Source organism: Ichthyenterobacterium magnum (genome assembly GCF_003610635.1).
GTDB classification, from domain to species: Bacteria; Bacteroidota; Bacteroidia; order Flavobacteriales; family Flavobacteriaceae; genus Ichthyenterobacterium; species Ichthyenterobacterium magnum.
The window spans coordinates 122,669-148,507 of sequence record NZ_RAQJ01000004.1 but is presented as its reverse complement, the minus strand read 5'-3'; the positions used below and the strand labels follow the sequence as shown (position 1 = coordinate 148,507).

The 25,839-nt window shown below is 31.2% G+C and carries 24 protein-coding genes; 15 read left to right on the top strand and 9 right to left on the bottom strand.

Annotated features, from left to right (window positions below):
* Positions 1-12 precede the first annotated feature (12 nt).
* The 13 genes from BXY80_RS10845 to BXY80_RS10785 all read left to right on the top strand — a co-directional run bounded on the left by BXY80_RS10845 (position 13) and on the right by BXY80_RS10785 (position 14,875).
* Positions 13-1,629 (top strand): tail fiber domain-containing protein, encoded by a 1,617-nt coding sequence (locus BXY80_RS10845; protein WP_120201834.1) that lies wholly within the window; start codon positions 13-15, stop codon positions 1,627-1,629.
* 36 nt (positions 1,630-1,665) lie between these two features.
* Complete coding sequence (locus BXY80_RS10840) at positions 1,666-2,985, top strand: serine hydrolase domain-containing protein (RefSeq protein WP_120201832.1); 1,320 nt, start codon at positions 1,666-1,668, stop codon at positions 2,983-2,985.
* A 2-nt stretch (positions 2,986-2,987) separates the two neighbouring features.
* Complete coding sequence (locus tag BXY80_RS10835) at positions 2,988-3,677, top strand: hypothetical protein (protein ID WP_120201830.1); 690 nt, start codon at positions 2,988-2,990, stop codon at positions 3,675-3,677.
* A gap of 262 nt (positions 3,678-3,939) precedes the next feature.
* Positions 3,940-4,668 (top strand): RteC domain-containing protein, encoded by a 729-nt coding sequence (locus BXY80_RS10830; RefSeq protein ID WP_245977267.1) that lies wholly within the window; start codon positions 3,940-3,942, stop codon positions 4,666-4,668.
* 276 nt (positions 4,669-4,944) lie between these two features.
* Positions 4,945-5,223, top strand: coding sequence for a helix-turn-helix domain-containing protein (locus BXY80_RS10825; protein WP_120201827.1), 279 nt, complete (start codon positions 4,945-4,947; stop codon positions 5,221-5,223).
* A gap of 42 nt (positions 5,224-5,265) precedes the next feature.
* On the top strand, positions 5,266-5,802 hold the full coding sequence (locus BXY80_RS10820) for a hypothetical protein (protein WP_120201825.1): 537 nt from the start codon (positions 5,266-5,268) through the stop codon (positions 5,800-5,802).
* Positions 5,803-5,848: 46 nt separating this feature from the next.
* On the top strand, positions 5,849-6,532 hold the full coding sequence (locus tag BXY80_RS10815; RefSeq protein ID WP_120201823.1) for a P-loop NTPase family protein: 684 nt from the start codon (positions 5,849-5,851) through the stop codon (positions 6,530-6,532).
* 68 nt (positions 6,533-6,600) lie between these two features.
* Positions 6,601-7,332 (top strand): DUF6577 family protein, encoded by a 732-nt coding sequence (locus BXY80_RS10810; protein WP_120201821.1) that lies wholly within the window; start codon positions 6,601-6,603, stop codon positions 7,330-7,332.
* A 21-nt stretch (positions 7,333-7,353) separates the two neighbouring features.
* Positions 7,354-8,718: a nucleotidyl transferase AbiEii/AbiGii toxin family protein gene (locus BXY80_RS10805; protein WP_120201819.1), complete on the top strand. Its 1,365-nt coding sequence runs from the start codon at positions 7,354-7,356 to the stop codon at positions 8,716-8,718.
* Positions 8,719-8,740: 22 nt separating this feature from the next.
* Positions 8,741-11,089, top strand: a complete 2,349-nt coding sequence (locus tag BXY80_RS10800) for a sensor histidine kinase (RefSeq protein WP_120201817.1) — start codon at positions 8,741-8,743, stop codon at positions 11,087-11,089.
* Positions 11,061-12,170 (top strand): hypothetical protein, encoded by a 1,110-nt coding sequence (locus BXY80_RS10795; RefSeq protein WP_120201815.1) that lies wholly within the window; start codon positions 11,061-11,063, stop codon positions 12,168-12,170. Before BXY80_RS10800 ends, BXY80_RS10795 begins: the two co-directional genes overlap by 29 nt.
* 2 nt (positions 12,171-12,172) lie before the next feature.
* The gene (locus BXY80_RS10790) at positions 12,173-12,961 is read left to right on the top strand and encodes a hypothetical protein (protein WP_120201813.1); all 789 of its coding nucleotides are present in this window, start codon (positions 12,173-12,175) and stop codon (positions 12,959-12,961) included.
* 6 nt (positions 12,962-12,967) lie between these two features.
* Positions 12,968-14,875 carry an Eco57I restriction-modification methylase domain-containing protein gene (locus tag BXY80_RS10785; protein ID WP_120201812.1) on the top strand — a complete coding sequence of 636 codons (1,908 nt, stop codon included), beginning with the start codon at positions 12,968-12,970 and terminating at the stop codon, positions 14,873-14,875.
* A 635-nt stretch (positions 14,876-15,510) separates the two neighbouring features.
* Here BXY80_RS10785 and BXY80_RS10780 read toward each other — a convergent pair.
* From BXY80_RS10780 to BXY80_RS13950, 5 genes are read right to left on the bottom strand one after another with little or no spacing between them, the layout of a single operon-like run.
* Positions 15,511-15,699 (bottom strand): hypothetical protein, encoded by a 189-nt coding sequence (locus tag BXY80_RS10780; protein WP_120202031.1) that lies wholly within the window; start codon positions 15,697-15,699, stop codon positions 15,511-15,513.
* Positions 15,692-15,931 (bottom strand): hypothetical protein, encoded by a 240-nt coding sequence (locus BXY80_RS10775; RefSeq protein WP_120201810.1) that lies wholly within the window; start codon positions 15,929-15,931, stop codon positions 15,692-15,694. The genes BXY80_RS10780 and BXY80_RS10775 overlap by 8 nt, the downstream gene beginning before the upstream one ends.
* On the bottom strand, positions 15,909-16,331 hold the full coding sequence (locus BXY80_RS10770) for a DUF5675 family protein (RefSeq protein ID WP_120201809.1): 423 nt from the start codon (positions 16,329-16,331) through the stop codon (positions 15,909-15,911). The genes BXY80_RS10775 and BXY80_RS10770 overlap by 23 nt, the downstream gene beginning before the upstream one ends.
* Before the next feature lie 2 nt (positions 16,332-16,333).
* Positions 16,334-17,089 carry a hypothetical protein gene (locus BXY80_RS10765; RefSeq protein ID WP_120201807.1) on the bottom strand — a complete coding sequence of 252 codons (756 nt, stop codon included), beginning with the start codon at positions 17,087-17,089 and terminating at the stop codon, positions 16,334-16,336.
* A 31-nt stretch (positions 17,090-17,120) separates the two neighbouring features.
* Positions 17,121-17,297 (bottom strand): hypothetical protein, encoded by a 177-nt coding sequence (locus BXY80_RS13950; protein ID WP_162843307.1) that lies wholly within the window; start codon positions 17,295-17,297, stop codon positions 17,121-17,123.
* Between the two features lie 12 nt (positions 17,298-17,309).
* Here BXY80_RS13950 and BXY80_RS10760 point away from each other — a divergent pair, with 12 nt between their 5' ends.
* Together BXY80_RS10760 and trxB are read left to right on the top strand one after the other, a co-directional pair.
* Positions 17,310-17,507, top strand: a complete 198-nt coding sequence (locus BXY80_RS10760) for a hypothetical protein (protein WP_120201805.1) — start codon at positions 17,310-17,312, stop codon at positions 17,505-17,507.
* A gap of 321 nt (positions 17,508-17,828) precedes the next feature.
* A complete protein-coding gene (gene trxB / locus BXY80_RS10755) occupies positions 17,829-18,809 on the top strand; it encodes a thioredoxin-disulfide reductase (RefSeq protein ID WP_120201803.1) in 981 nt (326 codons plus the stop codon).
* Between the two features lie 47 nt (positions 18,810-18,856).
* Here the strand turns inward: trxB and BXY80_RS10750 are convergent, their stop codons facing one another.
* The 4 genes from BXY80_RS10750 to BXY80_RS10735 form a co-directional block, all read right to left on the bottom strand.
* On the bottom strand, positions 18,857-22,138 hold the full coding sequence (locus BXY80_RS10750; RefSeq protein ID WP_120201801.1) for a VCBS repeat-containing protein: 3,282 nt from the start codon (positions 22,136-22,138) through the stop codon (positions 18,857-18,859).
* A 136-nt stretch (positions 22,139-22,274) separates the two neighbouring features.
* The gene (locus BXY80_RS10745) at positions 22,275-24,083 is read right to left on the bottom strand and encodes a M2 family metallopeptidase (protein ID WP_120201800.1); all 1,809 of its coding nucleotides are present in this window, start codon (positions 24,081-24,083) and stop codon (positions 22,275-22,277) included.
* Between the two features lie 19 nt (positions 24,084-24,102).
* Entirely contained in the window at positions 24,103-24,939 is an 837-nt protein-coding gene (locus BXY80_RS10740; protein ID WP_245977265.1) for a GIN domain-containing protein, read from the bottom strand.
* A gap of 111 nt (positions 24,940-25,050) precedes the next feature.
* Positions 25,051-25,773 carry a head GIN domain-containing protein gene (locus tag BXY80_RS10735; RefSeq protein ID WP_120201798.1) on the bottom strand — a complete coding sequence of 241 codons (723 nt, stop codon included), beginning with the start codon at positions 25,771-25,773 and terminating at the stop codon, positions 25,051-25,053.
* Between the last annotated feature and the right edge of the window lie 66 nt (positions 25,774-25,839).

The following is a 25,839-nucleotide window of genomic DNA, read 5'->3' as shown; positions in this document are numbered from 1 at the left end:
AAAACAATCATTATGAAAACAATAATAAACGTATCATTTAAAACAGCAATTACTGCAATTCTTTTAATGCTAACTGTGTCAATATTTGCACAAGAAGGCATCAATTACCAAGGTGTAGCTAGAGACGCAAATGGTGACTTAATTGTCGATACAGAAATTACAATAGACATTAACATCAATGAAGAAACACCCGATGGAGAAACTAGATATTCAGAAACGCATAACATTACAACAGATGCACATGGTGTTTTTTCATTAGTTATTGGGCAAGGAACACCAACGTTTAATACATTCAATTTTGTTTATTGGCCTGCAGGAAGTCATTTTTTAAACGTTTGGTTAAATGGAACAGAAGTTGGAACCACGCAGTTTACAAGTGTACCTTATACTCTTTCCATAGGCAAGTTTCAAGCAGATAAAAATGGGTTGACACCAATTGGTACAGCAGGATCTATTTATATTGGTCAAAATGCAGGTTTCAATGAAGACTTAACTGGCATTAGAGCAAATATAGGTTTTGGGTCTGGAGCGTTGAATAAAAACACTGTAGGCGTTTCAAATGTTGCAATTGGTGCAGATGCCTTATATCACAACCTCGAAGGGGTTAATAATATAGCTTTAGGTTTGAATGCTATATATAGTAATATATCCGGAGAAAATAATGTGGCAATTGGAAAAGGAACTTTATTTAATAATTCTACAGGTTCGCATAACATTGCTATAGGAGATAATGCATTGAATAGTGTTAATACTGGTTTTTCAAATATAGCTCTTGGAAAAGATGCTTTAATGACTAACACTTCTGGTATCACTAATGTTGCAATAGGTAAAGGTGCTCTTATGAATAATAATTCGGCAGGGTCAAACGTCGTTATTGGAGCTAATGCAGGGTGGCAAAATGTAAATGGTACAAGAAATGTGTTTTTAGGAAATGGAGCTGGAGCTCAAGAGATGGGAAGTCATAAACTATATATTCATAATAGTACAACTCAAACACCACTAATTTATGGTGATTTTATGAGTAATTTATTAGGATTTAATGCAAAAGTGGGTATTGGTACACAGAACCCAGAAGCGCCTTTAAATGTGGTAGATGGAACAGATGCTGATTTAAGTGCGAACTCTGGTCAATTGTTATTAGGAACCGTAAATGGTGATAATCTTATTATGGATAAAAATGAAATTCAAGCCAGAAGTAATGGATCTGCTTCAATTTTATTTCTGCAACAAAACGGAGGCGATGTGTATGTTGGTAATGCTGTGGTTCATGCATCAGACAAACGTTTAAAAAGAGATATTAATGATATTTCTTATGGATTAAATGAGGTACTGCAATTACGCCCAACTGAATACTTTTGGAAAGAAAGAACTCAAGAAAATAAATCATTGGGTCTTATTGCTCAAGAAGTAAATGAAGTCATTAAAAATGTAGTGACTTATGATGAAAAGCAAGACAAGTATGGTGTAAGTTATACGGAACTAATTCCTGTGTTAATTAAGGCCATTCAAGAGCAACAAATTATTATTGACTCACAACAAAAAAGAAATAATAGACAATCGAAAGATATGGCCGATTTAGAATCTAGATTAGAAGTTATTGAATCGAAATTAATACAGTTAGCAAACTAATTAAAGATCTTTAGTTTAACCATTTAAACCAATAAAATGAAACCTCTAATTTTTATAATAATCTGTGTCATTCTAGCGATACAAAGTGGACAGTCTCAAACAATACACAGTGAAAAGCTCAATGAATACTTTCAAGTTTTAGAAGAGAATAACAAATTTATGGGAAGTATTGCCATTATTAAAAATGGTGAAATAATTTATCAAAATTCTGTTGGATTCTCAAATGTAGAGGCCAATAAAACGAATACTGATAAAACTAAATATAGAGTAGGCTCCATATCAAAAACCTTTACGTCAACATTAATCATGAAAGCAGTAGAAGACGATGTATTGAGTTTGAACCAAACTATAGATGCGTTTTTTTCAAAAATTAAAAATGCAGATAAGATTACAGTTGAAAACTTGTTAAATCATAGTAGTGGTATCCATAATTTCACAACAGAAAAAAATTATGTGCAATACTACATGACTAAAAAAAGTGAAGCCGAAATGCTAGAGCTATTTAGCGACATGGAAAGTGATTTTGAACCCAATACTAAATCGGCGTATAGCAACACTAATTATGTGCTCTTATCCTATATTTTACAGAAGGTTTACAATCAAAGCTTTGGCGAGATTCTATATCAAAAAATCACAAAGCCACTGCATTTAAAGGACACTTATTTTGGTAGTACAATTAATCTAGCAAATGATGAGAATTACTCCTATCGCTATCTTGGAGATTGGCAAATACAAAATGAAACAGATACATCAATCCCAATGGGAGCGGGAAGTATTGTGTCAACTTCAACAGATTTAGCAACTTTTATTGATGCGCTATTTAAAGAGGAAATTGTATCAAAGGAAAGCCTTAATACAATGACAACTATAAATAAAGGCTACGGATTTGGATTAATCAAGATCCCATTCTATGATCATATCTCTTATGGACATAACGGAATGATTGATGGGTTTAATTCTTCATTTGGCTATTTTCCAGAAGAAAATATTGGGTTCGCATTAACCTCAAACGGATTAAATTATGAGACTAATGAAATCATAATCACATTATTAAATAGTATTTTCAATAAAGCTTTTGATATACCTTCTTTCAAAACTGTTGAATTAACATCAGAAGATTTGGATAAATATGTAGGAACATATTCTTGTAATGAATTACCTATAAAATTCAGTATTACAAAATCAGATAATACGCTAATGGTTCAAGCTACAGGACAATCTCAACTTCCACTTGTAGCTTTTGATAACCATGTGTTTAAGTTTGATCAGGCTGGAGCTGTTTTTCAATTTTACCCACAAAAAAATCAAATGGATTTTAAACAAAGTGGAATGAAATACAAACTAACGAGAGAATAATCATGAGACGAAAACAAGTGAAACAGTTTATAAATACAAAGTGGTTCCCATCTTTTCTAAAAAGCAATATTCGTGAGTTTTTAGATTGGTTTGTTTTAAAAGTGAATGCAACAAAACCATTCATACCCATTATTGAAGAAGGCTTAAGTTATACTAAAAACAAGAATATTGTTAATATAGATTTTAACCTTGGAGCTGGCATTAAAACGGTAACCCCATTTTTAGATGCAGAATTAAGTACTGAAAACCTTAAAATTAAAAAATTTAATACTGAAAAGAATGGTTTATACACATGTATTAACAGCTTTCATCAATTGAACCAGGAAGAAGCAAAACAGGTGTTAACTCAAATAGCAATAAGCCAAAACCCAGTAGTCATTTTAGAAGGGAATAATGATAGTTTATGGCAAATTGTTGGTATGACATTTTTTGTTCCATTATCAGTCTTAATAATGTCTCCTTTTGTAAAACCTTTTCGTTGGTCAAGAATACTGTTTACTTATTTAATTCCAATCTTACCATTCGTTATAATGATAGATGGCTGTATAGCGCTATTAAAACTTTATAATCCTAAAGATTTAGAAGAATTAACTTCAGATATAATTATTGGAAATTATAAATGGGAATTTGGTAAAAAAGATAATGGCAGAGGTGGTAAGATTATGTATTTAATTGGGCATAAAACTTTATAAAATTTATATATGTTTTGAATTAATAATTAAATCAATTTATCCCCTAATTACGTCAATTAAATTAATTCCCTAGTAATTGATTATGCTTTGGTGGGTGTGTAATAATTTTTGCCATCCACCATTATTTAACCTACAACATTAGCATCTTGAAAAATACAAACAGATTCTGTCAAAATTAGATAATACATTAGATAATCTTGAAATAGAAATTGATGATATACTTCTTAAATCAGAAAAAGGAATTAAGATAGTTATTTCAACGTTGCAAGAAATTAGAAATCTAGTAGCGGATGTTAAGTTTAAGAATAAGGAACATGAAATCTATTTTTTTAAAAATGTCAAACCTAAAATATATAGTAGGCTTATTTATAATGTCAAATTGTTTAATGTTGAAAGCAAAAGACCTCGTGGGAGCAGTAAATCTCAAATCAAATACCTCAACAATTATATTAACAAGCTACAAGTGTTTTTTAATGATAATTTAGAGTTCTATCATTATTATCGCACAAGTGCAACGTTTCTAGATGAGCAATATTTTTTAAGAGGAAAGGCAGATATTCGTTTGCATCCAGATACATTTCACTTTTTTACAGATCCTCAATTTTCTACAAGTCATGATACAACTGTGGCTACCATACTTGCTTATGATATGCTTATAATTCATTTGAAGAAAGAAATTGATAAATTAATTAATAGCAATAATATGGAAACAACAATTAATCCATTTCAAAATCAATCCAAATTATTTTGGACAGGTAACAAAACAGATTTAATCGAACTTATTTACGCACTTCATAGTAGTGGAGTAATTAATAGTGGCACAGCTGATATTAAGGAAGTTGCATCAATGTGTGAGCAAGTATTTAATATTGAATTAGGTAACTATTATCACACATTTATTGAAATAAGGGCTCGTAAAACGAATAGCACAAAATTTATAGATAAGCTTAAAGAATCCTTACTTAAACGCATGGAAGAGTCAGACGAATAATACCATAGATGTACCCAACTTGGGAAATCTAATACAAATGAAGTTTATAATAATATTTGTTGTGCTTTGATTGCTCTATTAAAAAGTAGTGACCCAAATTGAATTAATGTAACCTATTAAAAATGAGTAACTAAAATCACCCAAGGTGGTGCTGTCTATTGAAGAATACCAGATAAACTACCACATATTTGCCAAACGAAAGTCAAATCAAATTAATAGCTGCCATTGATAACGAAAGTTTGATATGGTAGCTATTTTAACCTAACATCGTTAAATATGGCAGCAACAATTATCACTACAGAAGATCTTCGAGAATTCAAATTAGAATTATTAGAAGACATCAAAGCAATCATTAACCATCAATCAGGTTTTGCGCCTAAAAAATGGCTCAAATCACCAGAAGTTCGCGAGCTTTTAAGTATTTCACCAGGAACATTACAAAATCTTCGCATCAATGGCACATTACCATATACTAAAGTTGGTGGCGTTATCTATTATGATTATGAAGAAATCTTAAAAGTAATGGAAGATAACCGTATTCATAATAAGTTTTAGTTGTCATTGCGAGAAGCGAAGCGACGTGGCAATCTCATCATTATGCAAGCTATTAATTACATCAAACACCTAAACGGTGCCTTTTTACAGTTCTCAAAAGACACTAGACTAAATCCAACACACATAAGTCTCTATGTCGCATTATTCCAATTATGGAATACCAACCGCTTTCCGGAAGAATTTTACATCAACAGAGAAGAAGTTATGAAGTATTCCAAAATAGGCTCAAAATCTACTTATCACAGATGCATCAAAGAATTGAGTCACTGGAATTATATTATATATTTACCATCACACAACCCTTATAAAGGCAGTAAAATTAAGATGCTCAAATTCGAGACAAGTACTGGACAAGCATTGGTACATAACAGTCCCAAAAATGATACAAGCAATGGACAAGCATTGGTACCTATATATAAACATATACAAACTATAGAAAACAAAAACATTAATAAACAGGGAAATTATAAAAATTCAGATTTTAATGATTTTGAAAACAATTCAAAACGAAATAGCAGTGCCCCAAATGCGAACAACCTAAAAACAACTAAAAACAAAAATTACAACGAACCTCTATAAAGAGTTTTGTCATTCCTGCGAAGGCAGGATTCTCATCAATAGAAACATGAATACAAATCAACCTCACATAATCATAGAAAAAGGCGTCCAATTTCACCTAGGCGAGCTTAAAGACAATCACATCCTGTATGATTTCAATAAGATGCTGATTTATCTCGACGCTAAAGGAAAGTTGCTATTTGGCAAAAACTTCAAGATTTATGAAGAAGATGAGGTGGTGCTTTACAAGCTGTGCATCTATTTTATTCGCGATTTTGAAGCTTGCGAAAAACTAAATATCGATCCAAACAAAGGAGTTCTGTTATCTGGTCCTGTAGGTTGTGGCAAAACCAGTTTAATGAAGCTTTTAAGGCACATTGTACCGCATCAAAAATCTTACGAATTAATTCCAGCAAGAAACATCACGTTTGCTTTTAATAACATTGGTTATAAAACTATTCAAGAATATGGAAACAGCAGCTTCTATTGTTTTGACGATTTAGGTGTAGAAACAACCGGAAGACATTTTGGTAAAGACTGTAATGTCATGGGTGAAATCCTTTTATCACGTTACGATTTATTTGTAAGAACCAGTCACCCCGAGCGCAGTCGAGGGGTCAAAACACACGCAACCACTAATCTCAATGCTCAAGAACTGGAAGAAATATACGGAAACAGAGTACGTTCCAGAATGCGTCAACTCTTTAATTTGATTGCATTTGATAAAGAAAGTGTTGATAAGAGAAAATAAATACATTAAAACAAATTAAACTTTGGCAAAAATTATGTAATTTGCCAAAGTTTAATCAGTATAAAACAGTGGATACTTTCTTAAAAGATAAAATAATTTCATATTTAGAAGAGCAATCAACAATTTCAAAAGCTAAATTAGTTGATTGTATTACTTCAGATTTTCCAGAACTCAAGGAAAGTACTATAAATGTATATTTATCTCGGTTAAAAAAAGAGGGAATTATTAATAATCCATCAAGAGGAATTTATGCGCTAAAAGGAAAAAAAACATATCATCCTACCATTGATAATAAGTTAAAGCGTTTACATAATAAAATAAAAAAAGAATACCCATTTGCAGAGTTTTGTGTTTGGGACACAAAGTGGTTAAACGAATTTATGAGACATCAACCATTTAAATTCTATACCATTTTAGAGTTGGATAAAGATGTTACAGAATCGGTATTTCATGCACTAAAAGAACAAGGAAAGCAAGTTTACATAGAGCCTGATGCCGAAATATTCAATTTGTATATCAGCAATAGCGAAGATGTAATTATTTTAAAACATTTAATATCTGAAGCACCACTTCAAGAAATAGACAAAATAACCGTGCCCACACTGGAGAAATTATTGGTCGATATGACTATTGATGCTAAAGTATATGCAGCACAACAAGGAGAAATTAATTCTATTTATCTCAATGTGTTTGAGAAGTATGAAGTAAATAAAAATAAAATGAAGCGCTACGCATATAGACGCAATAGAGAAAATGAAGTAGGAAATTTAACTAATTTAACTTTGGCAAAAATTGAATAATTTGCCAAAACTTAATTACTAATGATAGAGTCAACAACATACCATCCAGAATGGATTTATGAAATCAAAAGAAATTTAGGGAAAAAGAAGTTTGACCCTAAATTAATTGAGAAGGTAATTTATGCATTAGTGTTTCTGGAGCAATTAAAATTAAATGGATTGGATTTTATTTTTAAGGGAGGAACAGCACTATTATTGGCTACAAAAGAACCGAAACGCTTTTCAATAGATATTGATATAATCACAGAGCAATCCCAAAAAGAAATAGAAGCTATTTTAGAAAAAATAAGTAAAGAAAGTGTATTTACACATTGGGAAGATGACAATGATAGAAAACATACACCAGATGCACCAATAGGACATTTTAAAATGTACTACTCAAGTAATGTTGATGGTAGCATAGAACCAATATTGTTGGATATATTATATACCCCTAATCCATATCCGGAATTAATGGAAATACCAATAGCACATGATTGGATTCAAACAACAGGAACAATTACAACAGTTCCAATACCAACATTTGACGCTATACTAGGAGATAAGCTAACGGCTTTTGCCCCAAAAACAACTGGAATTCTATATAGTAAAAACAGACCAGTTGAAATCATTAAACAGTTATTTGATGTATCCTTTTTAATGGATAATATGTCAGAATTAAATGTAGTAAGGAAGAGTTATAGTAAAGTAGTTGACGAAGAAATAAAATTCAGAAAATTAGAGGTTTCTGCTAATCAGGTATTAGAAGACACTCAAGAAGCCTGTTATGTATTAGCTACAAGAGATAGGAATTCAGAAGAGTTTAAACATTTACAATTAGGAATTAGCAATTTTACAAACTTCACAATTTCACGGTTCAATATTGATGAAGCTATAACTGCAGCTTCAAAAACAGCCTATCTTTCTGAAGTTTTAAAAAACGAGAAAATTGTAAGTCTAGAAAAATATAGCCATCCAGAACAGGTAAAAGATTGGGTGATTGAAAACCAACAGTTCAATAAATTGAATAAGCTAAAGAAAAGCAATCCAGAAGCGTTTTTCTATTGGTATATTACAGTTTCAATATTTATTAGGACCAATTTGGTACTTACAAATCAAGAATCGAAAGCACTTATTGTAGCTATTGACCATTATAGAGGTAGGGAAGGAAGTTATTCAGGTGAGGATTCCTTATTGGATATAAAAGACAAATTGAAAAGCAATGATAGCTTTATAAGTTATAGCGATGAAGAAGTAGAACTAATGTTGAAAGTTGTTAACGAGAATATAACATTTATAGACGATTATAAATATACTGGCTTATCCCAAGAACAAGCTATAGGTAATAAACAAGTAATTTTGGAACCTTTATTTAGGTTAAGAAATGCAATAATAAAACAAGAATAGTGTAACGATTGATTAAAATATTATGAGCACTAAAGAAGAAATACAAGAACAATTACAGAAGGCAGTTTCAGACGAACCTAATAATATTAACAAAATCCTTAAGCTAACAAATAAACTTGCTAGTTTGGATAAAGATAATGTACGTTTTTCTGTAGACGCTGGTGTTATAGATAGATTAGGAAAAGAACTAGTTGCAAGACACGAAACAGCTGTTTCTGAACTAATAAAAAATTCTTATGATGCCGATGCTACAGTGGCTACATTAAATTTCGCAAATGTTGATAGTATTGGAGGAACTTTAACTGTTGAAGACAACGGAAATGGAATGTCACGAAATCAACTTGTGAATGGTTTTATGCGAATTTCTTCATCTGATAAAATTCACGAGCCGGTTTCACCAGTATATAAGCGTAAAAGAGCTGGTAAAAAAGGAATTGGTCGTTTTTCAGCCCAAAGATTGGGAGACAAATTGACCATAGTTACTCAAACATCTAATTACAAAAACGCACTTAAAGTTGTTGTAGATTGGAATAAATATGCAATGGATGAGGAGTTATTTTTAATTCAAAATAAAATCATTGAAATCCCAAAAAACAAAGACATTGTTAGCGGTACGACGTTAATAATAGAAAACTTAAGAGATTGGTGGTCTGAAGCTATGATAAAAAGAGTATATAGGTACGCTTTAGATGTAATACAACCTTTCCCAATTTCAAAAAAGAAAATTATTGATAACAAAATAGCAGATTCAGGATTTAAAATCATTTGTAAAAAAAATAATAATGTTATTGCTAACGAAAAATCAATGTTTTTTGAACATGCATTGGCTGAAATTTATGGTTATGTTGATGATAATGGTCACGCTTTTTGGGAAATAAACAATAGTAAGCTAGATGATGTAGAGACAAAAAAACCTCAAATCATATTTGATGATAATGATAATCACGCTCAAAAATATGTGTATTTAAAGGGAATTCAACTTAAAGCATTTTATTTTGTTTTTAATGTGAACTTAATCCCGAAACAAATAGAGAGTTATATAAGAAGTGCAACTGATGAACAGGGTGGTATTCGTCTGTATAGAAATGGGTTTAGAGTGCTTCCTTATGGAGAAAAGCAAAATGATTGGCTTGGACTAGATGAGTCAGTAAGAAAAAGGAAAGTCCTACCTGTTCATGGTAACAATAACTTTTTTGGTTTCATTCAGATTGAAGATAAAAATAAAAACTTCCAAGAGCTTTCAAGTAGAGAAGGCTTATTTCGAAATGAAGCTTATGATGAGTTAATTGACTTTTCATATAAAGTGTTGATTGCTGCAATAATTAGAGTAGGTAGAGAAAGAGGTGTTAAAATAACTACAGACCAAAAGGATTGGGATGCTAAATACTCTAGAAATCCTAAAGAAGCATTATTAGATGCAGCAGATGATTTAGAAAAATTAGCAGACGATTTAGACGAAATTGCTGATAGTACTGAAGATACTAAAGATGAGTCTGATAATCAAGATGATTCTAAAAACAAGAAAAAAGAAGAAGAAAATGCCAAACAAAAAGAAAAGGCAAAAAAAATTAGAGACAAAGCCAAAAGTATTAGGGATGCAGTTGAGAGAATTGAAGAATTTAATATGCTTCGCGTTTTAGCTGGTCTTGGTTTAATTATTGGAGAGTTTACCCATGAAATAATGCAATACTTATCTGCTTTTAAAATAGATTCTAAATTTTTAATTGACAATCTAAAAAAGTCAACAGAAGAGTACAAAAGAGCAGTACGTCTTAAAGAAACTTTTTCTTCTTTTGAAGTCTATACGTCATATTTTGATGAAACAATCTCACAAAATGTCAATAGAGAATTAAAACCGATAGAATTGAGAGATGTTATTAAACCCTTTGTGAAATCAGTAGGTCCAGATCTAAAAAGGAATAATATAACACTAGAGACGGATTATAAAGGTTATGATTTATTTACATGTAAAATGCATGTTTCAGAATGGAGTTCTATTCTGTTTAACCTATATAGTAACGCAAAAAAGGCAATCAAGAGATCAAACAAAGTTGGCAAAATTTTTATTAAAGCTTATAAAGATGAAGAAAAAGTATATTTAGAATTTCAAGATAATGGAGATGGTATTCCTGCTGAAAATCGTGATAAAATTTTTACAGCATTTTTTACTACCTCTTCACCTAAAGGGCATAAAACTAATATGAAAAATGAATTATCTGGTACGGGATTAGGACTTAAAATTTTGAGTGATATACTTGGAAGTTATAATGGAGATATCTCTCTTGGCAATGAAATAGACGACTATTCAACTAATTTTATAATTGAATTACCAGTAGCAACAGATGAAGAAATTAACGAATATGGCTTATAATTTAATATATATAGATGACGAAATTGGTAAGCGTGATGCTTTTGCCGATAGTTTAACAGATAATTCTGATTTAGAGATAAAATCATATTCTCCATCTAATTTGGGAGAAACACGCGATCTCATTTTTAGTAATCAAGAATTAGATGGAGTTATTCTGGATTTAAAACTGGATGGAGTAAAATATGAAGAAAATACAGCTGACTATACAGCACCGAGTTTAGCTACTGCAATAAGATCTAAAATTGTGGAGAATAATTTCAAAAATGAATTTCCAATTTTTCTTTTGACATCACAAGATAATTTAGAGAAGTATTATAAGTATGATTTAACAAGTCATGATTTGTTTGATTTTCTTTTTTTTAAACAAAAACTCGGAGAAGTTAATAATTATCCTCAAAAGATAATTTCAATATTAGATGCTTATAAAACAATTAAAGAAGAGGGAAAAAAAATGAATTCTATTTTGAAGGTTGATTTAAGTGGTTTAATTAATGTAAACTTACCCTCAAAGTTTTATGATTCAGACTCTGCTTCAGTTTACGACATATCAAAATTTGTATTGAAAAAGATTGTATTAAGACAAGGCATTTTAATTTCCGAGGAGGTTCTAGCTGCTAGATTAGGGGTAGATATTGAAGCTTCCCAAGATTGGGAACAACTTAAGGTTTTTTTTAAGCATATTAAATATGATGGTATTTATTCTCAAGTTTGGAATCGGTGGTGGAGTCATAAACTTGTTAGCTATTGGAGAGAAGTTTTTCCAAAATCCCCTCCTTTAATTAGTTTGAATGCTACAGAAAGAGTTGAAATTATAAAGAAACAATATAATCTACCAGAATTAAAACCTGCTACGCCTATTGAAAAAGCAAGTGGTAGTAAGTTTTGGACTGTCTGTAAAGTTTATAACAAACCTTTAGATGTAAGAGATGGAATTTTAATAGAGATGTTAGATTCAGAACCTTGGCATGATAAAATGTATATTTCTTTAGAATCAATTTTAGAGAGAGATTATAAAGGAAAAAAGATTTCAATTCATCCATCAGAGATAGACAGGGTCAATGATCTTAAAGAGGGCTATTAATTATGGTTATACCGAAAGCAGTTTTTAAAAAGAGAAAAGAATTAGCTAAAGATATTAGCAATTTTTTACAAATTATATCTATAGAATTACCAAACAGTAATTTTTCTGGTATACAATCAGCAATTTCAGACTTATATAATGCTAAATACATACCTCAAGTTTATGATAAACCTACAGATCCAGATATTTGGGGATATGATGCTCCAGATGTGCTTTTCAGGTTTCCCAAAATGCCAGAAAAATCGAAACCACACCCTCTCAAAAGCGTTGAATTATTATTTACAATTCAAATAAGAGGTAAAACAGAACACTTACAGACTTTTAATGATCCTCTAGAGAGTCTCGCTTTTGATGTAATTATAAAAGCAGAACATAAAGAAAAAAAAATGCTGACATCATATCATCTAGATAGACATATTTACAAAGAAGGTGATAATGAATCACTAGAAGCACACCCTTGCTATCACTTTCAATTTGGAGGAAAGAAAATGATTGATGAACATGGAAAAGAAATTGATTCTGGTGGAATACTTTTTTTGAATCCTCCAAGAATTTCCCACTATCCAATGGATTTAATTTTAGGTATAGATTTCTTATTGTCTAATTTCTTGCCTTTAAATTGGAGGAACTTAACGCAGAATAATGATGAGTATAATGCTATAGTAGAAAAATATCAAGGACTTTTTTTAAAACCTTATGCAATTAATTTTGCTAGTCATTGGGATAGGAGAGTTTTAAATGGCTCACAAATTAATTGGAACCCTATTTCAATTTGCCCTCAAATCATATAATAATTAATGAGCATAGATAAAAAAATACTTTCGTTTTTAGAAACAAGTTCATTTAAAGTTGAAAAAATAAATAGTTTTATTGTTACTACCTTTTGTAATGAAAATTCTTTAGTAGTTAATAATAATAGACTATTGTTAGAAATGCTTATAGGGGAAGAAGATTCTGATTATTTAGCATTGAATAATTTTGCTAAACTTTTTAGAGAGAACAATCAAACCTTTGATTTTGAATGTTTGATTGAGTTGTTTGAGTTTGTGATATCACCAAGTGATAAAATTGTTAATGGTGCTGTCTATACACCTAAATATATTAGGGATTTTATAGTCTCAAATTCAATCATTTTAGCAGATGATATAGATTTAAAAACTGTATGTGATGTAGCTTGTGGATGTGGTGGTTTTTTATTTGAATACGCCTTAAAGGTTCATGAGTTAACAAATAAAGGTTTCGCTCAAATTATTGAAGAAAATCTATATGGAATTGATATTACAGAATATAGCATAGAAAGAACAAGAATATTATTATCACTACTAGCTTTATATAATGGAGAAGATCCCGAATATATTAATTTTAATCTCTTTAAAGGTGATTCTCTTGAGTTTGATTGGTTTGAAAACTCACAAGTAATACGAAACAACGAAGGTTTTGACTTTGTGTTCAGTAATCCACCTTATGTGGGTTCATCGAATTTAGATGAAAACACAAAAAGCTTAATGAAAAATTGGTCTGTGACATCTACAGGAAAATTGGATTTATACATTCCTTTTTTTGAGATTGGCTTAAAATGGTTAAAAGAAGAAGGAGTTTTAGGTTATATTACTGTAAATAATTTTTATAGAAGTTTGAATGGAAGGGCGTTAAGGAGTTATTTTTCTAGTAATAGTTTTAAATTTAAACTCATAGACTTCGGAAGTGAACAAGTATTCAAATCTAGATTAACATATACTTGTATCTGTCAAATCACAAAGTCAACAGGTAACCTATCTTATACAAGTTCTACGCCCCATAAAATAGATAAATTAACTAATTCAGATTTTATAGATTTTGAGTATTCAAGTCTAAATGATTTTGATGGTTGGCAATTAGATGATGCACAAACGCAGCTAGCTTTGAAGAGGCTAGAAAATTCTGGAAAAAAATTAGGAGACTTGTTTAATATTAGGAATGGCTTTGCAACGCTTCGAAATAAAATATATTTATTTAAACCAATTGATGAAGATGAACATTTCTATTATCTTGAAAAAGATTCAAAAAGGTTTAAAGTTGAAAGGGCAATTTGTAGAAATGCAATTAAACCTAACATTTTAAAAGACGAAACAGACTTGGAAGTATTTAATGAAAAACTCATTTTTCCTTATCAAGTTATAGAACAGACCAATGACGATTTATTTGAACAACAATCTAATCGATTGATTCGTGTGCTTGATCCTGGTATTTTTGAACGTAATTTTCCAAATGCATATAACTACTTAAATACTTGTAGAGAAGAGTTATCTAAAAGAGACAAAGGTCAAAGAGATTATGAAACATGGTTTGCTTATGGTAGGAGTCAAGCTTTGAATATTCCTGGTCTTAAACTACTTTTCCCGTATATATCTGATAAGCCATATTTTGTTTTTACTAATAATGAAGACTTATTGTTTTACAATGGTTATGCTATAGTATCTGATTCTGAAGATGATTTGAAATTTATTCAAAAAATACTTAAAACAGAAGTATTTTGGTATTATATAAAGCATACAAGTAAGCCATATTCAAGTAACTATTATGCTTTAGCAAAAAATTATATTAAAAATTTTAGTATTCCTGAATTTACTACTTCTGAAAAAACATATTTTATGAATTTGAAAAGAAAAAGCGCGATCAATAAATTTTTACTTAACAAGTATAACATTACTGATAATAAGTTATAGATGTTATAACCCCCACAAACTAAAACCCAGTTTTTTCGTTCCTCAAAATCCTCTGTCTTTTAGTTTGTTCCCCTCGCCATCCCTTTATAGCGTTTAAATTGCCACACTTTTGCAGCACATTACAGCTTGTTTCATTCGTGCCTCATTACACAACTGCAAAGAGCTGCACAATGCCAAAAGCAAATAATTTAAACGCTATCCCGCTATATTTACATAATGCGCAGTTATAGTAGCATTCATTCACTTTCTGTACTATAACGCCATTATGTAAAATATCGGCTAGCCTTTGCCCTCAAATAGGTGCTAAAATTTAACAGCCGATATTCATGAGCACTTCTAAAACAATAGAAACGTGGCGAACTAAATATCCGACATTCCCCACGCTCAATTCAGAACTGACATTGAAATTTAGAGCCCACAATTTTTCCATCTTTTCCCCACCACCCATTTCAACGGTGTAGGTTACAGCAATTATTAATGTTCGCCTTTTGTCTGCGGTAGGGTGCATTCCATTCGTTCAATCCCTTATCAGGGAATCACTCTTTTCACTTACCCACCTCAACACTGCGCATAAAAAAAGAGCATTTTTCTGAAAATGCCCTTTATTTATCTTTCCAACCGCTTAACATCAATAATCACTTCCACCTACGACACTTTGCCCCGAGAAAAGTGATAACCTTTTTAAGAAGTAATGAAACGAAGAAACTAACGATAGCACCAACAACAGCCAAAACAATAGTAGTAATTAAATCTTCAACACCAATATTCATAATTGATGAAAAGAAAGTACCACCAATAATGGCAGATTTGGTATTGCTATCCATTGTTAGCCTCATCAGTTTCTGTATTATCTTCATCTTTTACAACGGCTTGACTTACAGCTGTGGCTACAGTTCCGGCAACAGTCATATAAGTAGCAATAGTGACTACAATGGCAGGCATACTAACAGGAGCAGCTATAATAGCACCACCAGCTGTTGCCAAAGCGATGCCAATGTTTCGTAAAGTTTTGAAAAACTTCGGAGTTGGTTTTTTATAACGTTCTACAATGTTCATGATTTTGAGATTTAATAGTTAATAAAATTGTTTCCTTTCGGTCTTTAGCTTGATACACCAAAGACAGTAGTTTTTGCATAGCATTTTTAGAGTAAACGCCTTTTCCTATACCACTTAAATATGTTACTGGAGCAATACAACCTTCAAGTTCTTTTTGAGCATTGTTTGCAGGATGAAAAAGAATAAAACTTCTACCTTTAACATCCTTCAAAATCAAATGATGCTTAAATCGTTTTGAAAAGCGAGGTTCAATTTCATAGCAACCTTCAGAAACACAAGAAATATTACGTTTGTTATTGTTCCAGGGCAATTCGATGGTATAACAAAGGAACTTGTTAGAATTAAAGAGAGTACCATTGGTACCCTCTTCAAAATAAGCTCTATGCAATACTAATTCCATGATTATGGAGTGTCAACAGTAACAACAGCTAAAGCGTTGTAAGCACCGTTCTTAAGCTCGTACATTTGTCCGTTTACCTCTTGATAAAACTCAATACCCAATACTTGAATAACGTCAACAGTAGAGTTTGCAGTAATTGAAGCAGTTAAAGCAATAGCAGCAGTATCTGCAGCTGTGTAAGGAAGAATGGCAGTTTCGTCACTTTCAAAAACAGAGGCTTCATTGGCGAAATCCAATTCTGCTGCACCCATAACCACTTTAAAATGCGTAGTTCCTGTTGGAGCAGCAATTCTTAAAGTAGGAGAAAAGGGGTCAAGATTTAAAGTAGCATCACCAGATACACGGTCAAATGCATTCACAAATGGAGCAAATAGGGTAGTTCCTAATTTACCGTTGAGGTTAAACTCAAATCCTAATAAAAGGTTCATATCACCATCAGTTAGAGTCCTTAAACCTCTCTCATTGGTAGTATCAGTTTTTATGATAGCCAATAGGTCCTTGGTTAAACGAGAAACTACACGTTTATCTTTTGCATTCTGCAAAAGAATACGAATAGCATTTCGTAATACTTTACCACCTTTGCCAGCACGTCCAAATTCAGACCCATTTTCGCGCGTTCTCTGAAACGCTGGGTCATTCGCAATACGATTGGCATCAACACCACCTTTTTCGCGTGCTAGATGTCCATCACTAGTTTTATAAAAGGAAATACCACCGATAGTTCCTTTTAGTTTAATAATACCAGTTTGTTTTGCCATAATAATTCGTTTTTTGATTTAATATTTCAAATCACGTAACTTTATAGCTTGCAATAAAAAAGAATATTCCGTTTTTGGTCATCCATTCCGATAAAACCAAAAACGTCATTAAAATATTGAAAACCCTTTCGGGTTTCCAACATTTTAACAACGCATCACCACCACCATCATAAATCCATGTAGTATGGTTTAAGTATGGATAAAGCATAGATAAAGTATCATGACCCCAAAAAGAGCTTGCATATACCCAAAGGATATTCAGCGTATAACAGGACGTAGTGAACGCTATGGTCGTAAGCTTTTAAATGATATTAGAAACTACTTTGGAAAGGAATCTCACCAATTTGTTACAATTAAAGAATTCGTTGAATACAGTGGAATAGAAGAGGAAATTGTCGACAAATATTTAATGGATTAATCATAATATTTGACACAAATTGACTGGTTTTAATGGAGTTAAAATTGTAAATTTGTAGTAAGACGTTCAGATAAATAATACTATTTCAAACTAACAGATAGGTCTACAATTCGGTTCACACTGTTTTAGTCTACTTCTGAAAGTATTGATTTTACTGCATAGTGGTGGTTTAGTTATCATCCTGCCACCCCGACTTTTTAAGCTCAACTTATGTTGAGCTTTTTTTATAAGTTTATTTTATATTTTGATAATAACTGTTGATAACTTAGCTGTAAGTTTTCTATCAAAAAACCTACTTTTGTTTAATAAAAATATAACTAAATGTCAGATACAATTGAAAAAGTTAAATGCCTAATAATAGGCTCTGGACCTGCAGGATATACAGCTGCAATTTATGCTTCAAGAGCAAATATGTTTCCAGTATTATATCAAGGGACTCAGCCAGGTGGACAATTAACAACAACAAATGATGTGGAGAATTTTCCAGGATATCCAGATGGAATTACTGGACCAGAAATGATGATTGAACTTCAAAAACAAGCTGAGCGTTTTGGAACTGATGTTCGAGATGGTTGGATTACTAAGGTTGATTTTTCTGGTGATATCCATAAAGTTTGGGTTAATGACACAAAAGAAATTCATTGTGAAACTGTAATTATTTCAACAGGAGCATCGGCTAAATATTTAGGTTTAGAGTCTGAGCAAAAATACTTGAAGCTTGGAGGAGGTGTTTCTGCTTGTGCTGTTTGTGATGGTTTCTTTTACAGAAATCAGGAAGTCGTAATTGTTGGAGCAGGAGATAGTGCTTGTGAAGAGGCGCATTATTTATCTAAGCTTTGTAAAAAAGTTACTATGTTGGTTAGACGTGATGAGTTTAGAGCGTCTAAAATAATGGCAGCAAGAGTGAAGAATACTGAAAATATTGAAATACTATTCAATACCGAAACTGATGAGGTTTTAGGTGATGGTCAAGTGGTAACTGGTGTTAGAGTTTTTAATAATAAAACAAACAAAAAGCATGAAATTCCTGCTACTGGATTTTTTGTTGCTATTGGTCATAAACCTAATACAGATATTTTTAAAGGCTTTTTAGATTTAGATGAAACAGGTTATATTATTAATGTGCCAGGAACTTCTAAAACAAACATAGATGGAGTATTTGTAAGTGGTGATGCAGCAGATCATGTGTATAGACAAGCAGTTACAGCTGCTGGTACTGGATGCATGGCAGCTCTTGATGCTGAACGTTATTTAGCAGCAAAAGATTCTGTTTTTGAAGTAAGTACTTCTACTTACAATTAAGAGTACTATTTAATTGAAAAAGCCGAGGGAACTTTACTTCGGCTTTTTTATTTTAATTTAAAAATCGATAATGAATCATTGTTGCTAGCAATAATAATATGAGGAGTGTTGTCAATTTTTATTTTTGAAACTTGACGCATATCTTTATCACAAAATAAGCCGCTATTCTTTAATGCATTAAAATGACCTTTCCCGTCATTTAACAGCGCATAGCCATGTGAAGCATCATACCTAATGGTTTCTACTTCAGCATCGTATAAGTTGCCTATACCAACAATATCTAAAAAGCCGTCATTGTTTAGATCTAATATTTCAAAATCTTGAGTAGGACTTATTTGAGCAACATTTGGCAAATATGAAATGCTAAAATTACCAGCTTCATTTTTTAAATAAAGAGTTTTAAAATTATAAGCTATCATATGATTTGAATCTGCTATAGCATCACTACCATAAACACCTTCAATATTTAAAGATGCAAATTCTTTATATGATCCTATTTTTTCATTTAAAAAAGGTGTTTGTTCAGATGAACATTGTTTGCCTCTTACCGGTACTAATTGACCTTTGTAATATTTGCTTAGTGCAATATCATAACTTTGGTTGTTATCAAAATTTGAACTAAAAATATGTAAAGGTTTTTCTAAAGTTGGGTGAAACTTATTATTACTTCCTAAATTACCAATTATGTAGTCTATGTCACCATCATTGTCAAAATCTGAAGCAGAGATAGAATTGTACCAACCTTCTGTTTTTTCAAATGCTTTAATATTTTGTTTAATAAATTTGTTATTTTCAATTGAAAATAGGGTTATAGGCATCCATTGCCCAACAATTATCACATCTAAATTTTTATCATTATTATAATCTGTGATTTCAATATCTGTTACCATTCCTATGGTTTTAAAATCAGGAGCAATAACATTAGTTACATCACTAAATGTACCATTATCGTTTTTAAGTATATATGATTGAGGAGCTAATGGATATTTACCAGGAATAACTCTTCCTCCAACAATTAAATCTAAATCACCATCATCATCATAATCTATAGGTTTAACTGCTTTTGTACTTGATAACATTTTTGGAAGCTTATTGCTTCGCGTTAAATTACCTTTACCATCGTTAAGGTATAAGCGATCTTGGAGTAAACTGTCGTTTTCATTCAATTCATAACCACTGCTACAAACATATAAATCTAAATCACCATCATTGTCTGAGTCAAAAAATAAAGATTCTACATCTTCGTAGTTTTTGTCTTTTATAAGGGCGCTATTATTTGTAAGTTTAAAAGTCTTATCTTGAGATTGAATGTATAATTGGGCACTTTGTTTGTGTGCACCTCCTACATAAAAATCATCTAAACCATCACCATTTACATCTGCTACACTTAAACAAGGTCCTTGAGTGGATTGTTTATTTGGTAAAAGTAATTGCTTAGAGTAGTCATCAAACAAATTTTCATCATGCTTATAATTGATGCTCAATGTTGATGAATTAATAGCTGCAAAAAGGTTATTATTACTTTTACTGTTAGCTGTGTTTTTGTTTTTAGCAGAAGTATAATCTATCTCAACCAATTGATTAGCATCAATATTGTTTAAATTGCTAATTTTACCATCTGGCCAAATAACCTCTAATGATTTAATGCTTTTTTGATTGCCTATCCCAAAATTTAGAATATTAGTAACTGATGATTGAAAACCTCTGTTAGTATATAATTGTTGTAATTGTTGTCCTTTATTGGTAGTGATTTTAACAGTTGTTCCTATAGCAAATTTATTTTTGTCATTTCCGTTAAGTTTAATGTTTAAGTAATTATTTGTTGAATTATTTTGATATAGTGATGCTATAGCATTTTCATTATTAACGATTAAGTCTAAATCACCATCGTTGTCAAAATCTGCATAGGCTGCCCCATTAGAATTAACCTTCTGGTCTAAGCCCCAATTTTTTTGTTGGTTAGAAAAAGTTAAATCACCATTATTTTTGAAAATATAGTTAGCTAATTTTGCAGCAGGAAGCATGTTTAAAACATCTTCAAGTTTCATAGCTTTATTTTGTTGATTTAGCTTTTTTATGTTTCTTCTAAAATCTTGATTAGCAAAATCTTTTTCAATTCCGTTAGTTATGAAGACATCTTTTAGTCCGTCATTATCAAAATCAGCAATTAATGGCGCCCAACTCCAATCGGTTTTAGAAATACCAGATAGTTGCCCAATATCACTAAAGCTTCCATTACCATTATTTAATTGCATAGTATTTGCCATGTACTGATGATGATAACCAACTTTTACAATGTTGTTGAAATTTTCAGTACTCATAGTTGCCATATTTTCTTTTCCCCTACTATGGTCTTCGGCTAGCATATCTAAAGTTATAAGGTCTGGAAGTAAGTCGTTATTAATATCAGCAAAATCAGATCCCATTGAATTAAATGAAATATGCTTGACTCTATCTAGTATTTCATTTTTAAAGGATCCATTTTTGTTATTTATATATAACATATCTGGTTCTAAATAATCATTTGCTACATAAATATCTGGCCAATTATCATTATTAAAATCTCCAATAGAAGCGCTTAGTCCCCAAGCTTTGTTGATTATACCCGCAGATGCCGATACTTTTGTAAAAGTATTTCCATCGTTTCGAAATAAATGATCAGAACTTTCATCATAAATTTTACTTTGTATTTCTGAAGATATCTTTGTGTTATTTTTAAAATCTGGTCTGTGATTTACTAAATACATATCTAAATCACCATCTTTATCGTAATCAAAAAAGTATGATTGCGTTGAGAATCCAGGATGATCTAAACCATATGATTTTGCACTTTCTTTAAAGCTATTGTCTTTTTGATTTATATATAGCTTATTCCTTCTGGCTTCCTTATTTTTCAAGGATGCTGATTTACAAACATAAATATCTAAGTAACCGTCATTATTTATATCAATCATTGAAGTTCCTGTACTCCAACCATCGCTATCACTAGTATTAGATGCTATTGTGATGTCATCAAATTTTAAATCACCTTTGTTTAAATATAGTTTGTTTGAATTTTGGTTAGATGTAAAATAAATGTCCTGTAACCCATCATTATTTATATCACCTACCGCAACACCTCCGCCAATATAGATATACGGATATACAAGAAAGTTAAACTCATAAGTCTCTTTTAAATTATTTGAAAAGGTTATGTTACTTTGTGTAGGTTTTATTAGACTAAATAGCTTAGCATCTTCTTTGCTTTTAGTAATTAAATTTTCCTTTTTGTTTTCAGCACAAGAGCTTATTATTAGAAAAGTGAGTAGGGTGTAGACAATTTTGTTCATAGTAAATATTTTTCATAAGTCATTTGTAATATGTTACTAGGCACTTGTTTTAGTCAAGTTTAACACTATAACTTATATTGTAAATATAAAAAAACCGAAGTATATCACTTCGGTTTTTTTATTTAATTCTATAAACTTAAAGAGTTTTCGGTAAAGTGTATTTTTTATCTTTATTTTGTTCTTTTAAGTATTTCATTAAAGGTTCAAAATATTCTAGCATTGGTTTAGCACTCATTTCGCTGCCAACACTTTCTTTAAGTAGTTCTCTCCAATCATTATTTGCACCAGTCTCAAGAATACCTCTAATAAAGGTTCCTACATCTTTACTGCCAAAGTAATTAGTTGCATGAGGATCTTGCTTTAATATGTTTTTTGCTATATGATCGTGGAATTGAAACAATAGAATATAAGATACAGCATAATCATAATATTGAGCTGCATCATTATTGATATGTGTTTTAGAAGCGGCATCGCAAAATTCTTCACCTCTTTTTGAAGGAGGAACCATACCTTGATACTTTTTAGCTAATTCCCACCATTTTTTGTTGTATTGCTCTTTTGGTAAATTTTCTGCATATAATGCATTTTCAAATTCTGTCATTACTCCAGCCGAAAACGGTAAAAAGACAATATTACTTAAGGCTTCTTTTAAAAGGTTTTGAGTTTCGTCTATTTTAGCATCTGCATCTACTAATCCTTTTCCTGCAAGAAAAGGCTTTTGCATTGCCGCAAAGCCCAATAAACTTCCTATAGCTTCATGGTAACCTCTATTAGCGCCTTCTCGAAGTAATGGCGGCACATTTGGATTTGTGTATGCTTGATAGTAATATATATGTCCTAACTCATGATGAATAGTTTCATAATAATCTGCTGTTGGTTCAACACTCATTAAACAACGTAAATCGTTTTCTAAATCCATATGCCAAGCAGAAGCATGATTGTTCTTTTTGTAGTCAGCATCAGCTGGTAGCGGATACATACTTGATTTTTCATAAAAACTAACTGGTAATGCATCAAAACCAATACTCTTATAAAAGTTTTCTCCTTCTTTTACTATCCATTCTGGATCTTTGTCTTTTAAAGCGGCATCTATATCTAAACCTTCTACATTTACTAAGGCACTCCAATCTTGTCCCCAACGATTTGGTAACCAGTGTGCAGGCAGATAATCAGGTACTTTAGCGTTATACTTTTTTGCTAATTCATAACGTGCCCAGGTATGTAACTCTCTATAAAGCGGCCAAACTTCTTTTACCATTTTATTCATTTCGTCGAGCATTTCTTGACGTGTCATTCCGTAGCTAGAAACTTGGTATGAGAAATAGTCATCATAGCCTAATGCACCAACAGTTTCGTTACGTAGTTTACGAAGATTTTCTAAGCCATCTTTTAAGTTTTTACCAACACCTTTTGAAGCTTCCCAATTTGCTAATCGTTCTGCTTCATTATTTGATTCTCTTAAAACCTTATCAATATCTCCAGTTGTTACAGACTTACCGGCAACTTGAAAATCATAACCAAAAAGAGCTTCGTTTTGTGCGTTTTCTGCAGCAATTCGTTCTTTTACTAAATCTGAAGCTATTTCTGGGTTATTTGCAGCTGCATATAGTATAGTGTTTAGTTGCCTTACCTGTACTGTATCTAGCTTGTCTTTGCCTTCTAAAAATTGTCTTGTCTTATCTATAACCTCTGTGCTACCAGTAAACTTTGCATAGGCTTCACCAGCTTTTTGCACATTATATGCGTTCATAGTATCACCTGCAACAATTTTTGTATTTGCATCCCATTCTGCTAGAGAAGCATCGTTATATAGTTTTGTATAGGTTTTTGTGTATTCGTCTAAAAAGGTTTGAGCTTCAGCTTTAAAAGCATCATTAGTTTCATTTTCTTTTTTACAAGCGTTTGCTAAAAAAAGAACAGTAAGTAATACGATTAGTTTTTTCATTAAAAAATTATTAGGGTTGTTATTTAGTTTTCTTTTGAAGTTTTACAGTATCTAAAAACTTGCTTATTGTGATTTTTGGATTGTTATATAAATAAATTTCACTACTTCCTGAAGCTTCTATGCTAATAGCTTCTGTTACTTCTATATAAACATCACTTGCTATTTCTGAAACAAGCTCACATGTATTAGTAGTAAAGTTTTTACCATTAAACTGCGAGTTATTATCTGCTCTAAGTTTAATGGTGTCACTTGTACCTTCTATGTTTGCATTTGCACGCTGATATAGATCTACTGTTAATTGAGGTGAATTTATAAGTGCGTCTAATTTATTACTACCACTTAGTTCTATTTTTGAAGTATTTGCTGTTAAATTGAGTTTTACTTTGGCTTTATCTAAACCCGTATAATCAAAATTTGAAGCTTTAATATTTAAATAGGCTCTAGATGAGCCAGAAGTTTTTAGACTTGCATTTTTAAGCTCTAATGATGTAAGTGATCTAATTTCTGCATCATCTTTAGTCTCAATATGCGCAAAACCGTCTCCATAATTTATTTTAATAGCTAGCTTTCTTCTTGTTGTAATTTTTTTAGATGTACTAAAAGTTAAGACACTATCTTTTACTTTAAAATTTATAAATTCGTGAAGGTTATCATCAGTTTCTATTTCTATTGATGGCTTTTTGTTATAAAAAATTTCAACATTAAAATCTTCGCCTATAACTATAGTATTAAAAGCGTCGACATAGGTTTGTTTAATAGTTACATTTCTGTCTCCTTTTACTTTTTCTAAATCTTGAGCAGAAATAGAATTGTTAAAAAATAACATAGTGAGTAACGAGAAAATGAGTTTATTCATTTTATTTGTTTAGTATTTGTTATAACAAATATAAAACAAAAACCATCCCAAACTCGAAATTGAGTTTGAAATGGCTTAAAAACAAGTTGATTAATTGGTTGTTTAGTTATGTTATTGCTGCTTTATAGTACCCGAAGAACTATCTTTTTTTGATACACTTGTTGGATTACCATAATATCTAATATCGCCTCCACTTGAAGCTCTAGCGTGTAGCTTTTCTTTTGTGTTTACGGTAATATCTGCGCCACTTGTTGCACTAGCATTACAGATATTTGCTTTAAGGTTTCCAGCTTTTAAATCGCTTCCACTAGTTGCTTCTGCAAAAATGGTATTTGTTTTGCCAGATAATTTTAAGTCACTACCACTTGTAGATTTACAATCTACAATATTTGTATTAATATCTAATTCCATATCGCTTCCGCTAGTAGTATTTAATGTTAATTTATCTGCAACAATGGTATTTGTTGAATACACATCACTACCACTTGTAGATGTTATGTGTGTTACGTTTTTAAAGCTTAACATCACTTTTCTTGCAGATGCATAACTAATATTGTCTTCTGCATAGATTTTAAGTACGTCATTTTCTATTTCAGTGATAATAATTTCGTGTAAATTTTCGTCTGCTTGTACTTCTAAACTTTGTGTATCGCTTTGTGTAAGATAGACGTCAATGCCTCTGCTTACTTCAATTTGAGAGAAGTTACCTTCTAATGTTCTCTCAATAGTTTTTACGTTTCCGTTTCCTTTAACTCCAAAGTTAAAATCGAAGTTGCAAGAAAATAGTAGTAAGCTAATTACTGTAGCTACTATTAGTTTTGTTAGTGTTGTCATAATTGCTCGTTTTTTGATTGATTTATGTTACAAATATCTATGATAGTTATGATGGTTTAAAACTTA

Bases quoted from the DNA above. Each gene is read 5' to 3' on its own strand.
- BXY80_RS10820 (WP_120201825.1), top strand. From the start codon at position 5,266: ATGCAAGCTATTAATTACATCAAACACCTAAACGGTGCCTTTTTACAG.
- BXY80_RS10765 (WP_120201807.1), bottom strand. From the start codon at position 17,089: ATGGCAAAACAAACTGGTATTATTAAACTAAAAGGAACTATCGGTGGT.
- trxB (WP_120201803.1), top strand. From the start codon at position 17,829: ATGTCAGATACAATTGAAAAAGTTAAATGCCTAATAATAGGCTCTGGA.
- BXY80_RS10835 (WP_120201830.1), top strand. From the start codon at position 2,988: ATGAGACGAAAACAAGTGAAACAGTTTATAAATACAAAGTGGTTCCCA.
- BXY80_RS10815 (WP_120201823.1), top strand. From the start codon at position 5,849: ATGAATACAAATCAACCTCACATAATCATAGAAAAAGGCGTCCAATTT.
- BXY80_RS13950 (WP_162843307.1), bottom strand. From the start codon at position 17,297: ATGCTTTATCCATACTTAAACCATACTACATGGATTTATGATGGTGGT.
- BXY80_RS10840 (WP_120201832.1), top strand. From the start codon at position 1,666: ATGAAACCTCTAATTTTTATAATAATCTGTGTCATTCTAGCGATACAA.
- BXY80_RS10805 (WP_120201819.1), top strand. From the start codon at position 7,354: ATGATAGAGTCAACAACATACCATCCAGAATGGATTTATGAAATCAAA.
- BXY80_RS10780 (WP_120202031.1), bottom strand. From the start codon at position 15,699: ATGGATAGCAATACCAAATCTGCCATTATTGGTGGTACTTTCTTTTCA.
- BXY80_RS10745 (WP_120201800.1), bottom strand. From the start codon at position 24,083: ATGAAAAAACTAATCGTATTACTTACTGTTCTTTTTTTAGCAAACGCT.
- BXY80_RS10800 (WP_120201817.1), top strand. From the start codon at position 8,741: ATGAGCACTAAAGAAGAAATACAAGAACAATTACAGAAGGCAGTTTCA.
- BXY80_RS10790 (WP_120201813.1), top strand. From the start codon at position 12,173: ATGGTTATACCGAAAGCAGTTTTTAAAAAGAGAAAAGAATTAGCTAAA.
- BXY80_RS10740 (WP_245977265.1), bottom strand. From the start codon at position 24,939: ATGAATAAACTCATTTTCTCGTTACTCACTATGTTATTTTTTAACAAT.
- BXY80_RS10750 (WP_120201801.1), bottom strand. From the start codon at position 22,138: ATGAACAAAATTGTCTACACCCTACTCACTTTTCTAATAATAAGCTCT.
- BXY80_RS10785 (WP_120201812.1), top strand. From the start codon at position 12,968: ATGAGCATAGATAAAAAAATACTTTCGTTTTTAGAAACAAGTTCATTT.
- BXY80_RS10775 (WP_120201810.1), bottom strand. From the start codon at position 15,931: ATGAACATTGTAGAACGTTATAAAAAACCAACTCCGAAGTTTTTCAAA.
- BXY80_RS10760 (WP_120201805.1), top strand. From the start codon at position 17,310: ATGACCCCAAAAAGAGCTTGCATATACCCAAAGGATATTCAGCGTATA.
- BXY80_RS10795 (WP_120201815.1), top strand. From the start codon at position 11,061: ATGAAGAAATTAACGAATATGGCTTATAATTTAATATATATAGATGAC.
- BXY80_RS10845 (WP_120201834.1), top strand. From the start codon at position 13: ATGAAAACAATAATAAACGTATCATTTAAAACAGCAATTACTGCAATT.
- BXY80_RS10825 (WP_120201827.1), top strand. From the start codon at position 4,945: ATGGCAGCAACAATTATCACTACAGAAGATCTTCGAGAATTCAAATTA.
- BXY80_RS10770 (WP_120201809.1), bottom strand. From the start codon at position 16,331: ATGGAATTAGTATTGCATAGAGCTTATTTTGAAGAGGGTACCAATGGT.
- BXY80_RS10735 (WP_120201798.1), bottom strand. From the start codon at position 25,773: ATGACAACACTAACAAAACTAATAGTAGCTACAGTAATTAGCTTACTA.